This window comes from Flavobacterium sp. (genome assembly GCF_027484705.1).
In the GTDB taxonomy this organism is placed as follows: Bacteria; Bacteroidota; Bacteroidia; order Flavobacteriales; family Flavobacteriaceae; genus Flavobacterium.
The window spans coordinates 47,139-60,173 of record NZ_JAIXSL010000018.1; the positions used below are offsets into that span (position 1 = coordinate 47,139).

The 13,035-nt window shown below is 38.8% G+C and carries 14 protein-coding genes; 9 read left to right on the top strand and 5 right to left on the bottom strand.

What is annotated here, in order from left to right; translation table 11 throughout:
* Nucleotides 1–78 precede the first annotated feature (78 nt).
* From Q0058_RS11185 to Q0058_RS11195, 3 genes are read left to right on the top strand one after another with little or no spacing between them, the layout of a single operon-like run.
* A complete protein-coding gene (locus Q0058_RS11185; protein ID WP_298223939.1) occupies nt 79–543 on the top strand; it encodes an SRPBCC family protein in 465 nt (154 codons plus the stop codon).
* 1 nt (nt 544) lies between these two features.
* Nucleotides 545–1,243: an SDR family oxidoreductase gene (locus Q0058_RS11190; RefSeq protein WP_298223941.1), complete on the top strand. Its 699-nt coding sequence runs from the start codon at nt 545–547 to the stop codon at nt 1,241–1,243.
* A 14-nt stretch (nt 1,244–1,257) separates the two neighbouring features.
* A complete protein-coding gene (locus Q0058_RS11195; RefSeq protein WP_298223943.1) occupies nt 1,258–2,544 on the top strand; it encodes a deoxyribodipyrimidine photo-lyase in 1,287 nt (428 codons plus the stop codon).
* Here Q0058_RS11195 and Q0058_RS11200 read toward each other — a convergent pair.
* Genes Q0058_RS11200 through Q0058_RS11215 form a run of 4 tightly spaced genes read right to left on the bottom strand, consistent with a single transcriptional unit; the run spans nt 2,541 to nt 5,236 of the window.
* Nucleotides 2,541–3,200, bottom strand: coding sequence for an HAD family phosphatase (locus tag Q0058_RS11200; protein WP_298223945.1), 660 nt, complete (start codon nt 3,198–3,200; stop codon nt 2,541–2,543). The genes Q0058_RS11195 and Q0058_RS11200 overlap by 4 nt on opposite strands.
* A gap of 20 nt (nt 3,201–3,220) precedes the next feature.
* Nucleotides 3,221–3,937: a tRNA threonylcarbamoyladenosine dehydratase gene (locus tag Q0058_RS11205; RefSeq protein WP_298223947.1), complete on the bottom strand. Its 717-nt coding sequence runs from the start codon at nt 3,935–3,937 to the stop codon at nt 3,221–3,223.
* A 37-nt stretch (nt 3,938–3,974) separates the two neighbouring features.
* Nucleotides 3,975–4,634, bottom strand: coding sequence for a TatD family hydrolase (locus tag Q0058_RS11210; RefSeq protein WP_298223949.1), 660 nt, complete (start codon nt 4,632–4,634; stop codon nt 3,975–3,977).
* Nucleotides 4,634–5,236 (bottom strand): DUF1684 domain-containing protein, encoded by a 603-nt coding sequence (locus tag Q0058_RS11215; RefSeq protein ID WP_298223951.1) that lies wholly within the window; start codon nt 5,234–5,236, stop codon nt 4,634–4,636. Before Q0058_RS11215 ends, Q0058_RS11210 begins: the two co-directional genes overlap by 1 nt.
* 91 nt (nt 5,237–5,327) lie before the next feature.
* Between Q0058_RS11215 and Q0058_RS11220 the strand changes: the two genes are divergently transcribed.
* Nucleotides 5,328–6,548 carry an MFS transporter gene (locus tag Q0058_RS11220; protein ID WP_298223953.1) on the top strand — a complete coding sequence of 407 codons (1,221 nt, stop codon included), beginning with the start codon at nt 5,328–5,330 and terminating at the stop codon, nt 6,546–6,548.
* Here Q0058_RS11220 and Q0058_RS11225 read toward each other — a convergent pair.
* Nucleotides 6,543–7,094 (bottom strand): hypothetical protein, encoded by a 552-nt coding sequence (locus Q0058_RS11225; RefSeq protein WP_298223955.1) that lies wholly within the window; start codon nt 7,092–7,094, stop codon nt 6,543–6,545. The two genes, Q0058_RS11220 and Q0058_RS11225, sit on opposite strands and share 6 nt — an antisense overlap.
* 39 nt (nt 7,095–7,133) lie before the next feature.
* Between Q0058_RS11225 and Q0058_RS11230 the strand changes: the two genes are divergently transcribed.
* The 5 genes from Q0058_RS11230 to Q0058_RS11250 all read left to right on the top strand — a co-directional run bounded on the left by Q0058_RS11230 (nt 7,134) and on the right by Q0058_RS11250 (nt 12,979).
* Complete coding sequence (locus Q0058_RS11230) at nt 7,134–7,355, top strand: hypothetical protein (RefSeq protein WP_298223956.1); 222 nt, start codon at nt 7,134–7,136, stop codon at nt 7,353–7,355.
* A gap of 313 nt (nt 7,356–7,668) precedes the next feature.
* A complete protein-coding gene (locus Q0058_RS11235; RefSeq protein ID WP_298223958.1) occupies nt 7,669–9,153 on the top strand; it encodes a class A beta-lactamase-related serine hydrolase in 1,485 nt (494 codons plus the stop codon).
* 12 nt (nt 9,154–9,165) lie between these two features.
* On the top strand, nt 9,166–10,605 hold the full coding sequence (locus Q0058_RS11240; RefSeq protein ID WP_298223960.1) for a serine hydrolase domain-containing protein: 1,440 nt from the start codon (nt 9,166–9,168) through the stop codon (nt 10,603–10,605).
* Nucleotides 10,606–10,849: 244 nt separating this feature from the next.
* Nucleotides 10,850–11,218 carry a BlaI/MecI/CopY family transcriptional regulator gene (locus Q0058_RS11245; RefSeq protein ID WP_298223962.1) on the top strand — a complete coding sequence of 123 codons (369 nt, stop codon included), beginning with the start codon at nt 10,850–10,852 and terminating at the stop codon, nt 11,216–11,218.
* Nucleotides 11,219–11,221: 3 nt separating this feature from the next.
* Nucleotides 11,222–12,979, top strand: a complete 1,758-nt coding sequence (locus tag Q0058_RS11250) for a M56 family metallopeptidase (protein WP_298223964.1) — start codon at nt 11,222–11,224, stop codon at nt 12,977–12,979.
* Nucleotides 12,980–13,035 lie beyond the last annotated feature (56 nt).

The following is a 13,035-nucleotide window of genomic DNA, read 5'->3' on the forward strand; positions in this document are numbered from 1 at the left end:
ACTTAATTGAATCTATTTTTTGTTTAATTATTTAATTAAAAGTATAAACAAAAATTTAATACCTTTACCAAAAAAAAAATGAAAATCTACACTAAATCAAGCATACAAAATTTACCCATATCGAGGCAGGAAGCCTGGGAATTCCTTTCCAATCCGAAAAATCTTAAAATCATCACACCCGATTATATGGGATTTTCGATTGAGTCGGGAGCTGATAAATCAATATTCGCAGGTCAAATCATCCAATATATCGTCACACCGGTTTTGGGCATCAAAGCCAAATGGGTTACGGAAATCACGCATGTGGAGCACGGCCATTTTTTTGTCGATGAACAGCGCTACGGCCCTTATTCATTTTGGCATCACAAACATTTTATAAAGGAAATTCCGGGCGGTGTCGAAATGGAAGACATCATCGATTATAAGATTCCGTTGGGTATTTTGGGGCAATGGATGCATCCGATTCTGGTAAAACCAAAACTCGACGAAATCTTTGAATACCGACGTAAAAAATTAATGGAACTTTTTGGTGAATTTAAATAATATGAAAAACATACTTCTCATCGGCGGTTCCTACGGCATCGGGCTCGCCATCGCAAAAGAACTAGAAAAAGACCACAATGTTTTTGTAGCTTCAAGAACTGCAGAAAATCTGAACGGTCTCAATGTAACCCACATTCCGTTTGATGCGGGTTCAGACACTTTAGATGTTTCAAAACTACCGCAAGTCATCGACGGATTGGTCTATTGTCCGGGCAGCATCAACCTTCGTCCGTTCAAAGGATTGAAGGCAGAAACATTCGAAAGCGACTTAAAAATCAATTTTCTCGATATGGTGAAAGTGGTCCAAACCATTTTACCGCAACTTACCGCTTCGGAACAATCGAGTATTGTTTTGTTCAGCAGTGTCGCCGCAACCATGGGAATGCCTTTCCACACGAGTGTTGCCGCAGCAAAAGGTGCCGTGGAAGGTTTTGCCAAAGCGCTTGCTGCAGAATACGCTCCTAAAATTCGTGTGAATGTGATTGCACCTTCGCTAACCGATACGCCACTCGCCGACAAATTTCTGAACAACGAAACCAAACAGGAAAAATCAGCCGAAAGGCATCCGCTCAAAAGATTCGGACAACCTGAAGATTTAGCGCAAATGGCCGTATTTTTACTCAGTGAAAAAGCCAGCTGGATTTCCGGTCAGGTAATGCACGTTGATGGCGGAATGTCCACCTTACTCGTAAATTCGTAATTTAAATTTCAAAAATGACTTTATTTTGGTTCCGCCGCGATTTGCGCATTGAAGACAACAAAGGTTTTTTCGAAGCCTTGTCTCATGGTGTGCCTGTTTTACCGATTTTCATTTTCGATGACAGCATTTTAGAGCAACTTGTTAAAGATGACGCGCGCGTGACTTTCATTCATGATTTACTTTCTAAAACCAATGCACAGCTTCAAATTCATGGGAAATCATTGGCTGTGTTTTATGGCGAACCTTTGACGATTATTGAAAAACTGGTTGTCGAAAATTCGATTGATGCGCTGTATGCCAATCGCGATTACGAGCCTTATGCCAGAAAACGCGACAAAGCCGTTTATGAATTTTTGCAATCAAAAAATATTGAATTTAGAAGTTTTAAGGATCAGGTGATTTTCGAAAAAAGCGAAGTTACCAAAGACGACGGTTTGCCTTATGTGGTTTACACGCCGTATTCCAAAAAATGGAAAGAGCATTTCAAAACAACCAACATGGAATTTTATCGTTCAGAAAACTTATTGGATAAAGTCACCGAACATTCCTATCCGTTTTTGAGTTTAAGCGATATCGGTTTTGAACGTTCCGCAATCAAAGTTCCCGATTTTGACACTTCAGAAAATTTGATCCATAATTATGAAGCAACCCGAAATTTCCCTTCGCTTGATAAAACTTCACACTTAGGCCCACATCTTCGTTTCGGCTCAGTCAGCATCCGGAAAATATTAAAGAAAGCGATTCAGGACAAAAACGAAACCTTCTGGAATGAACTGATCTGGCGCGAATTCTTCATGCAGATTCTGTGGCACTTTCCGCATACCGCCCACCAGAGTTTCAGACCGAAATACGATGCCATCCGCTGGAACAATGACGAAGCCGAATTCCAGCAATGGTGCGAAGGAAAAACCGGTTATCCGTTTGTAGATGCAGGCATGCGCGAACTCAATGCAACAGGACACATGCACAACCGCGTGCGCATGATTGTCGCTAGTTTTCTATGCAAACACTTATTAATTGATTGGCGTTGGGGCGAAACTTACTTTGCTCAGAAACTACTCGATTATGAACAATCGAGCAATGTAGGAAACTGGCAATGGGCTGCCGGAAGCGGTGTCGATGCAGCGCCTTATTTCAGGATTTTCAATCCTACAGAACAAATCAAAAAGTTCGACAAGGATTTGAAATACATTCAAAAATGGGTTCCCGAACTGAATGAACTGACTTATCCGCAACCGATTGTCGATCATAAAATGGCGCGCGAACGGTGTTTGAAAGTTTTTAAGGAAGCGGTCGGTTAAGCATTGATATTGCGAATCACTTCATAATCCAATTCATCAAAACGCTGAATTACCTGATCAGCCAACGACAAATCCTGCAATTTGGAATTCACGCTATTGTAAGCAATACAATAAATCCCAGCAGCTTTGGAAGCCTTGATTCCATTGGTGCTGTCTTCAATCACGATACAATTTTCCGTTGGCGTCTGTGCCAAAAAAGCCGCCTGTTCAAAAATTGCCGGATTCGGTTTGGATTGTGGAAATTCTTCGCCAGAAACAATATGTGAGAAATATTGATGCAAATGAAAACGCTTGAAAATACGTTCAATCGTTACCCGCGCCGATGAAGAAGCCAACACGAGCTGCATGCCGTTTTGATGCAAATCCTTGATTAAAGTTTCGACACCTTCGAGCAAGTATAAATCTTCTTTGGCATCAAAAGCGTCATTGAAAAGATTGCGCTTGGTTTCGACCAATTTCGGAACTTCGTCCTGAAGGTTGTAAATCCCTTTAAGACGTTCATAAATGTTCTTGGTAGAATTGCCTGTAAAAGACGCATACATTTCTGGGCTGACGTCAATGTTGAGCTGACGGAAATGCTGTACATACGCGTAATGGTGCACAGGTTCTGTATCGACGATGACGCCATCCATATCGAAAATTACGGTTTGAATCATTTTTTGAGGCGCTAAGTTTTTTATTCCGATTTTAAAAGGTGGCGGATGACGGTTTCGGCTGCGTATAATCCGAACAAGGCGGGCATGTAGCTGTTGGTGCCGTAAAACGATTTTTTGAAATTGGAGCCATCGGTCATTTTCATGCTCGATTCATCCTGGATTTCAGACGAAAAAACCACTTTCAGCTTGTCGATTTTGACGGCTTTGAGCTTCTTTTTCATCGCTTTGGCCATAAAACAATTAACAGTATTGCCGATATCGGAAACTTTCACTTTACTCGCTTCCATCTTTCCTCCGGCGCCCATGCTGCTGATGATTTTCACCCTTTTGCGTTTGGCGGCTGTAATCAGATTGAGTTTCGGCGTCAGGCTGTCGATGCAATCCAAGACGTAATCGTATTCTGGCGTGACGATGTCGAAAGCGCGTTCTGGCGAGAGAAATTCTTTGATTCTGGTAAGCTGCAATTCAGGATTGATATCCATCAGACGGTCTCCGACAATATCAATTTTTGGTTTCCCAACCGTGGAATGCAACGCGGGCAATTGTCTATTGATGTTCGTAATATCAACCACATCACCATCCACGATGGTTATTTTTCCGACGCCTGCACGTGCGATGAATTCGGCAGCAAACGAGCCTACACCGCCTACTCCAACGATCAATACATTTGAATTTTTTAATTTATCGAGGCCTTCTTTTTTAAATAAAAGTTCGGCTCTTTCAGTCCATGCTGCCATTTTTTTTAGATTGTAAGATTGTAAGACTATTAGATTGTTAGATGATTGGATGATTCATGAATACTTCATTAAAGGTTTTATGAACCATTTCCTGCAAGGATTCAACATCAATGTTTTTGTATTGCGCGGCCAGTTTGTAGACCTCGCGGATGCTTTCCTCAACAGTATCAGTTTCGAGGAAAAAGCGGTCATCAGGAACAGATTTGAATACAGATTCCAGTTCAGGATTTCTGAGCAAATATTTTCCAAATGACAAATAAAATCCGTTGTCGAGCAATTGTTTTGCTGTTTCAATATTTTTGGAAAAGCCGTGAATGAGCATCGGAACGGTAATCTTCAATCGATTTTTGGCTTCGATGATTTCCTGAAAAGCCGCGACGCAATGCAGTATTACAGGTTTTTGATATTGTTGGGCCAGTAGCAATTGCTTTTCGAAAACCAGCATTTGCAATTCTAATGGTATTTCGATGCGCTTGTCTAAACCACATTCTCCGACGGCAAGGCAATTCTCGAATCCTAGTTTGCTTTCAAGGATTTCAAAATCTTCAGCCAGCCTGCTTTCCACAATATGCCAAGGATGAATTCCTATAGAATAGTGCGGAATCGCCACATCAAATTCGTTCGGATATTGATTGACAACTTCAAAAATATCATGCCTGTCAGAGAAATGATGTGTATGCAAATTAATATATTTCATTAGTTATGAAACTTCTTAACGCCAGCCGTTATCGCAATATCAAGATCATTTTCTAGGGGAACAATTGGACAAGAATACTTGTGATTGTATGCGCAATAAGGATTATAAGCCGTATTGAAGTCAAGGAGAACATCGTCATATTTCGGAATCTTCATATCGATATACCTTCCGCCGATATAGCTTCCTTTTCCGCAGGTTTTGTCAGAAAAAGGCAGGAACAGGTCATCTTCATGCCCGGGCTTTTTGCTCAATTCGATGTTTTGGTAGACATTGAGTTTGAGTTTTTTGCCATCAATCTGGAAATGCAGTTCCCCATACTTCACATATTCAGGAAGCCTTTTGGTAGAAGTCTTCATTTGAAAAGCCTTCTCATTTTCTGTCCTGATGAAATGTGCTTCCACCGCGAACTTTTCTAATATAGGATAGAAATCGAGGCCTTGAAAATATTTCAGATTGTTTTCATCCAAAGGCGTTTCCGCAGGATTTGAAAATTCCGCATTGAGTTTCTGTTGGCTGGCTGCGGCTTGTGCGACCGACCATTTTTCCTGAGCGTTTCCAAAAAGTGAAACACAAGCTAAACATACTATGAGATATTTCTTCATTGTTATTTTTTATGCAAAAATAGTGTAAAAGTTGATTCGCAAACCACAAAGGTCATCACAAAGTTTTACCTTTGGCGCAGTAAAAAAAATCATGGTCAAAGCAGCTTTCCAAAGGTATATCGATAATTTTAAAGGCTTTCGCCGCGAAGTCTGGATTCTGGCCATCATTACTTTTATCAACCGCGCCGGCACGATGGTTTTGCCTTTTTTGTCGAAATACCTCAAGGAAGATTTGAACTTTTCTTACAGCGAAGTCGGCTGGATTATGGTCTGTTTCGGTTTGGGTTCGATGTTGGGCTCATGGCTCGGCGGTAAACTGACCGATAAGATCGGGTTCTATAAAATCATGGTGTTCAGTTTGTTTTCAAGCGGGGTTTGTTTCTTCATCCTGCAATTCATAACATCCTTTTGGGGTTTATGTCTTGGCATGTTTCTGATTATGTGTATTGCTGATATGTTTCGCCCAGCCATGTTCGTCTCGCTGAGTGCTTATGCGAAACCTGAAAACCGTACACGCGCTCTGACATTGGTAAGATTGGCTGTAAATTTAGGTTTTGCTGCTGGTCCGGCATTGGGCGGATTAATTATTATGGGAATTGGTTATAAAGGTTTGTTTTGGGCCGATGGTGCGACCTGCATCATTTCAATTTTGATTTTTGCGTTGTTGGTCAAAGAAATCAAAAAACCAAAAGATCTTGTACAGGAAAACGCTGAAAAAGTAGTTGTGGCTTCGGTTTTCAAAGACAAAATTTTCTGGATTTTCCTTTTCGTGAGTTTTGCCACAGCGATGATTTTCTTTCAGATTTTCACCACTTTACCGTTATACCATCACGAACAATTTGGACTGACGGAGTTTCAAACCGGACTCATCATGACGCTCAACGGTTTATTGATTTTCTTTCTGGAAATGCCGATTGTTACGATATTCGAGCGCAAACAAATCCACAAATTGCAGATTATGCTTTGGGGTTCTGTGTTCATGGCTTTAGGATTCTTTTCGTTGTTGTTCAATATGTGGGCGGGCATTTTACTTGTGAGCATCGTCTTCATTACTTTTGGTGAAATGTTTATTTTCCCGTTTTCAAATTCGTTTGCGATGGGCCGCGCGCCGAAAGGCCATGAAGGAAGATATATGGCTTTATTCACGATGAGTTTCAGCCTCGCGCATATTGCAAGTTCCAAAACCGGTATGGAAATCATCAGTCATTTTGGTTACCAAACCAATTGGTTATTTATGGGATTGCTCGGATTGGTGGCTGTGGTTTGCTGCGTCTGGCTTAGAAATCTCGTCAATAGGGAACAAGGTTTATAAAGAGTTCCGCAGTTTTCTTTTGATTTCGATTAAGGGTTCGTTGCCCGTCGTCAGCTTCTCTATGATGTTACTTCTTAAGGTTCCGATTGGCATATCGAAATGTTTAGCCCAACTGTCGCTCGATAACAAGTTCCTGATTTCCTTGATAATTTTAGTGGTTTCGGAAGCGGTTCTGAGGATGAACGTTTCTTTAAATTCCGTGCTGTTTTTATGTTGATAGTTTACGGTTTGTGTTTCAGCATCGAATTGAATGAAGTAAAGTTTTTCGGTATCGTTGTCGCTGTGGAAAGCGCTCCACAAAGCGAATCCTAATTTGGTTCTACCAGAATTTGAAGTATTGTTTGTTTGCAACCGCCATTTGCAATTCGCCGCCCGGCCCCAATGGTTCGACAATCGGTAAACACCTTCGTCGGTAAAAAAGTAGCTGCTGCCCGACTTGCTTTGGTAATCGGGTTTTCGGTTTTCTACTAGTTTCAAATCCGCCTCGGTGAAAACGCAAAAAGTGTGGCGGTGAAAATTGAAGCGGTTATAGGTTTTGGATGCCATGAATTGCGTAGTTTTGCAGCAACGAAAAACAAAAATACAATGTCGAAAGGAATTTATACCGGAATTATAGAAAAAGATGAGAACGGCAATTACTTCTGCGGGGAATATTTGCTCGATTACCAGATGGTTTTGAAAGGTTTTCTGCTTGGCGATAAAATTACGGTCAAGTCATTTATCACGAATCCGAGCGACAAATCGTATGCGACTTATCCTAAAAAATCGCGGAACTTTGCGATTGCGAACGACAAACCCGATAATTAATTGATAATTAACACCCGAGGCTTTGCCGAACTGAGCGAAGCTAATTGATAATTATCTCATTGTTAATTGACTGGCTCTCGTACTTAAGAGAGCAATCTTAAAAAAATAAAACCACCTTTTTTAGCACGAACTAATTATCAATTGTTAATTATCAATTATCAATTGCTCTTAAATTTTAGTTAAATAACTGTTTTTATAGTTGTATAACTAAAAATATAGTTGTACGTTTGGTTTGCGTTAGATATCAATATTGTGCAGCTATCCCGCACATGTCCGATAGCGAAACCCTACAAGCATTAATAGAAAAAGAAGAATGAAAAAAATACTTATATTAATTTGCTTTTTTGCGACAACTTATTGCACTCTTGGACAGGTAACCCAAAACACAGAGTTATACAAAACGATACTTTCAAAAGACAGCTTACTTTTCAATGTTGGTTTCAATACTTGCGACATCAAGCAATTTGAAAATTTATTAAGTGATAAATTTGAATTTTTCCACGACAAAGACAGCATTTCAAACAAAACCACTTTCATTTATAATTTAAAAAACGGACTTTGTATTTCGCCAACTACATACCAATCAAGAAGGGAACTTTTAAATGGCAGTACAGAAATTTATCCTTTATGCAAAGGCAAAGAATTGTATGGAGCTATTCAAGTTGGTATTCACAAATTCTATGAAACTATTAGTGGTAAAGCAGAACGCTTTGCAAGTTCAGCAAAGTTTACACACGTTTGGATTTTAGAAAATGGACAATGGAAACTTACCAAAAGTTTCAGCTACGACCACCAAACTGAAATTAAAAACGAAAAACAAATTTCAATTTTTGACAATGACGAAGCAATTGAAAAATGGTTAAAAGAAAACAAAGTGCCTACTCTTGGGCTTGGCATTATTAAAAATGGAAAGCTCAAACAAGTAAAAGTTTTTGGTGAAATATCAAAAGGCGTTTCAGCACCCTACAACACTATTTTTAATGTAGCTTCTTTGACCAAACCTGTTACAGCAATGGTTGCCTTAAAATTGGCAAGTTTAGGCAAATGGAATATTGATGAGCCTGTTTATAAATATTTTACAGACCCAGATATTGCTAACGACCCAAGAAACAAAAAGATAACTACAAGAATAATTTTAAGCCATCAAACAGGTTTCCCTAATTGGCGTTGGATGAATGAAAACAAAAAACTGAATTTCTTATTTGACCCAGGCAAAGGCTACCAATATTCAGGTGAAGGACTTGAATATTTGCGAAAAGCATTAGAAAATAAGTTTAAAAAATCATTACAGCAATTAGCCAATGAACTCATTTTTCAACCCTTAAAAATGAATGACACAAGGTATATTTGGGATAAAAATGTAGATACAACAAGACTTGCATTGGGTTATGACAGAGAAGGCAATGCTTATAGAACTGTAAAAAATACAACGCCCAATGCTGCCGATGATTTACTAACGACAATTGAAGATTATGGTAAGTTTTTAGTTAGTATAATGAATGGAGATGGGCTTACCAAACAAGTTTTTGAAGATATGACTACTAACCAAGTCGCTACAAAAAATGGAAAACACTTTGGGCTTGGTTTTGAAATGTATCATTTTGCGGATGGAAATACTGCACTTACACACGGTGGAGCAGACAAAGGCGCACAAACCATTGTATTTATTTTCCCAAAAACAAAACAAGGGCTTTTAATTTTCACAAATGTAGATGATGGTTACAAAGTTTATGAGAAACTTTTATTACATTACTTAGGCGATTATGGCAAACAAATTTTTGAAATTGAAACAAAATAAAACACTATAAAAATGAAAAATCTATTAACTCTTTTTTTAGTATTCTTATTGAATACTTTATCTGCACAGAACAAAGCGTATGAGTTTAACCAACTCAACGACACTATTGTAGCACGATATAATCGAGTAGATTACAACGGTATTTATGCGTTGGGCAACGAAAATTTCAGAATGGCACAAGGAAAAGAAGATTTGAATTATCTGCTTTCCTCGCTTTACAAACAAACAGGGAAAATTAAAGGAACGGTTTTAATAAACACTTATGAAAAAGGTAGGAGTTTTAAATGGATTGGTGAAAAGAAAAATCTACGATTTGATTTTACCACAAAAACAGGCAGTGACATTAACGAATTTAATATTAGTGATTTTGTAGAGCAACCTTATGCACCATCCAAAAAAGTCTTATCTGACAATAAACTCAAAACTAAAATGGACAGCATAGTAAATAGTAATGCCTTAATTTATATGCTTGACCCAAAGTCAGTAGGATTGTCTATTGGCATATATAAAGATGGAAAAACGTACACTTACAATTATGGCGAAGTTAAAAAAGGCTCAAATCAATTGCCAAATTCAAAAACATTTTATGGTTTAGGTTCAATTACTAAATCATTTGTAGGCATTTTATTAGCGAAAGCTGTAATTGATAAAAAAGTAAACTTGACAGACGATATACGAAAGTATTTAAAAGGTAACTACCCAAATTTAGAGTATAATGGTAACCCTATTCAATTACAACATTTGGCAAATCATTCTTCGGGCTTTCCTTATTGGACAATTACAAGACCCGACAGCCTTGATAATCTAAAGCCATATGAGCAACATCTTTTTTATGAAAAATTTACCTTGAAAGACCTTGAAAATGATTTGCATAAAATCAAACTTGATACACTTTCAGGCATTAGGTACAATTATTCAGGGGCTGGTATCAACACCTTAATTATTATTTTACAAAATGTTTATTCAAAAAGTTTTGAGCAATTAGTAAAAGAATATTTTGGTAAGCAGTTTGGGATGACAGACACAAAGAAAACATTATCACAAGCAGAGATTAAAAGATTTGTTACAGGCTATGACGAAAGAGATTTTGTTGTTCCCTTTTTTGTGCAAAATACATCAGCATTAGGTCCTGAACTAACCTCAACCATAGATGATATGCTTAAATACATTTCATACAATGTAAAAGAACAAAATATAGTATTGAAACTCTCTCATCAAAAAACACTTTCACTTATCAATGATTATGGCGTTGGTTTGTGTTGGATGTTGAACAAAAATTGGCAAGGCGACAATTATATTTTTCATAATGGACAGGCGTGGGGTTGTATTACAACTTGTACATTATATCCTAAATATCAGACAGGATTTGTGATTTTTGTAAACGAAAAAAGTAGTCAAGAAAGAGTTGGAGCATTAGAACGTAATTTGTCGGAAGCCTTAAACGGAAAATAAAAACTACCGTTATCATCGGTTTGTAATATGGCGGCTGAAGTGCTTCTATGGAACATTTTTGCAAGGTTCAACTGCAGTAATTCTATTGAGCTTTTGTGCTAAAAACCTGTCAGGTCGCCAAGTCGAAAACCGTTCATGTGCGTTAGGGATAGCAATGGAAATCCTCTTGTGTCGGCGTTCGACACAAAAGATTGCAATGGATAGCACGGCCCGCAGGGTAACGCCAAAAAAAATAAAACACATCATGCAAAAACTCACAAACAAAGAAGAAGAAATCATGCACATTTTATGGAAGCTCGAAAAGGCTTTCGTGAAGGAAGTCATGGCCGAGATCACCGAAGAACAGCCGCATTACAACACGCTTTCGACGATTATCCGGAACCTTGAGGAAAAAGGTTTTGTGTCGCACCACGCGTTTGGGAATACGCACCAATATTTTCCGGTTGTGAGTAAGGAAGATTATCGCAAACGCTTTATGAATACGGCGATTGACACGTATTTCAACAGTTCGTATAAGAATATGGTGTCGCTTTTTGCGAAAGAGGAAAAGATTTCGGCTGAAGAATTGCGCGAGATTTTAGCGATGATCGAAAACGAAAACCCTAAAAAATAAGCTATGGAAAACTTGTTCTTTTATCTGCTGAAGTCGGCTGGTTTGCTGGCGATGTTCTTTGTCGCTTACCATTTTCTGTTGCGCAAGGAAACGTTTTTTAACGGCAACCGTTGGTTTTTGCTGTCGGGTTTATTTACTTCTGTGGTTTTGCCTTTGGTGACTTTTGACAAGATTATTTGGGTCGAAGCGAGTCCGAAAATGTATGCCTGGAATGACAATATTCCTACTGCTTTGCCAGTGAGAACAGAAACTTTTGAAATCAACTGGTATTGGGTTTTGGCGGCTGTTTATGGTTTGGGATTGTTAGTCTTTTTATGTCAGTTTTTGTTTGATTTCAGGAACCTGAGGTCAGTTTTGAAAGGGAAAACGGTGCAGCAACAGGCGGATTTCAAATATATAGACGTCGATGAAAAAGTGGCGCCTTTCTCCTACTTCAACTATATCGTATACAATTCTGCTTTGTTTGACGAGAATGAACTCAATAATATTCTGGCGCACGAAAAAGTGCATTGCGAGCAAAGGCATTCGATTGATGTGTTGATCGCGCGTTTGTTCTGCATTGCTTTTTGGTTCAATCCTATTGTTTGGTTTTACAAAAAAGCGATGTTGCAGAACCTTGAGTTTATCGCCGACAGTGAAGCCTTGAAAAATATCACGGATAAGAAATCATATCAAATCACCTTATTAAAAGTCACTACACACGAAAATTGTGTGGCCATTACCAATCCTTTTTATCAATCATTAATCAAAAAACGAATCGTTATGCTCAACAAAAATCAATCAAAAAAATGGAACTCGTGGAAGTATGCCTTAATCATCCCAATCTTAATCGGGTTCTTGTTGTATTTTCAGGTAAATGTTATTGCTCAGGAAAAACATTCAACGGTCAATGCTGAAGTAATTTCAACCAAAGACATTTCTGTGGTCATCGACAAAAACAGCACGGACCAACAACTTAAAGAAGCCTCGGAACAAGCCAAAGCGCAAGGCGTCACGTTGAAATTTTCTAAAGTAAAAAGAAACAGCGCCGGAGAAATCGTGGCGATCAAAGCAGTTTATAAAGACCAAAATGGCAACAGCGGAACTTCGCAAATCAATGGCGACGAAGCGATTAAGCCGATGCGTTTCTTCAAAGACGATCATGGCGCTATCGGATTTGGAACGGCCAAAAAAATCCGCATCTTCAAAAATGGAAACCAAGATAACAAAGACGGAAATGATGATGGGGAAATCATCATCAGTACTGATTTTGCCGAAGCGCCTGAAGCACCGGAAGCAGCCGAAATTCCTGAAGGTGTAGAAGCGCCGGAAGCTCCTGAAGCACCGGAACCTCCAACGCCTGCAGACAAACATAAAAAAGTAATCATCAAAAAATTTAAAGATAAAAACGGTAAAATATCGATGACGGTAAACGGCGAAACCGTTGACATTGATGTCGACAAGATTGTTGATGAAGCCTTGGCCGGATTAAATTTCAGTTTCGATTTTGATTCCGATGATGCACAGGAAAATGCACAGGAACAAATGAAGAGAGCCAAAATCCAGATTGAAAGAATGCGTCCGCAAATGGAGCGCGCCAAAAGAGAGATGGAACGCAGCAGACCTGAAATGGAAGATGCCAAACGCGAACTTGAAGATGCCAAAAGAGACATGGAAAACGCCAAACGCGAAATGGAAGACGCGCGAAGACAATTAGACCAATCAAGAAAAGAGCTTGAAGTGCAGAAAGCGCAATTACAGAAATCAAAGAAAAGCAAATAAGTAAAAGGAAAGACTGTCGGAAGGCGGTCTTTTTTTATATTTGTGGGAAACCAAAC

Bases quoted from the DNA above. Each gene is read 5' to 3' on its own strand.
- Q0058_RS11185 (WP_298223939.1), top strand. From the start codon at position 79: ATGAAAATCTACACTAAATCAAGCATACAAAATTTACCCATATCGAGG.
- Q0058_RS11190 (WP_298223941.1), top strand. From the start codon at position 545: ATGAAAAACATACTTCTCATCGGCGGTTCCTACGGCATCGGGCTCGCC.
- Q0058_RS11195 (WP_298223943.1), top strand. From the start codon at position 1,258: ATGACTTTATTTTGGTTCCGCCGCGATTTGCGCATTGAAGACAACAAA.
- Q0058_RS11200 (WP_298223945.1), bottom strand. From the start codon at position 3,200: ATGATTCAAACCGTAATTTTCGATATGGATGGCGTCATCGTCGATACA.
- Q0058_RS11205 (WP_298223947.1), bottom strand. From the start codon at position 3,937: ATGGCAGCATGGACTGAAAGAGCCGAACTTTTATTTAAAAAAGAAGGC.
- Q0058_RS11210 (WP_298223949.1), bottom strand. From the start codon at position 4,634: ATGAAATATATTAATTTGCATACACATCATTTCTCTGACAGGCATGAT.
- Q0058_RS11215 (WP_298223951.1), bottom strand. From the start codon at position 5,236: ATGAAGAAATATCTCATAGTATGTTTAGCTTGTGTTTCACTTTTTGGA.
- Q0058_RS11220 (WP_298223953.1), top strand. From the start codon at position 5,328: ATGGTCAAAGCAGCTTTCCAAAGGTATATCGATAATTTTAAAGGCTTT.
- Q0058_RS11225 (WP_298223955.1), bottom strand. From the start codon at position 7,094: ATGGCATCCAAAACCTATAACCGCTTCAATTTTCACCGCCACACTTTT.
- Q0058_RS11230 (WP_298223956.1), top strand. From the start codon at position 7,134: ATGTCGAAAGGAATTTATACCGGAATTATAGAAAAAGATGAGAACGGC.
- Q0058_RS11235 (WP_298223958.1), top strand. From the start codon at position 7,669: ATGAAAAAAATACTTATATTAATTTGCTTTTTTGCGACAACTTATTGC.
- Q0058_RS11240 (WP_298223960.1), top strand. From the start codon at position 9,166: ATGAAAAATCTATTAACTCTTTTTTTAGTATTCTTATTGAATACTTTA.
- Q0058_RS11245 (WP_298223962.1), top strand. From the start codon at position 10,850: ATGCAAAAACTCACAAACAAAGAAGAAGAAATCATGCACATTTTATGG.
- Q0058_RS11250 (WP_298223964.1), top strand. From the start codon at position 11,222: ATGGAAAACTTGTTCTTTTATCTGCTGAAGTCGGCTGGTTTGCTGGCG.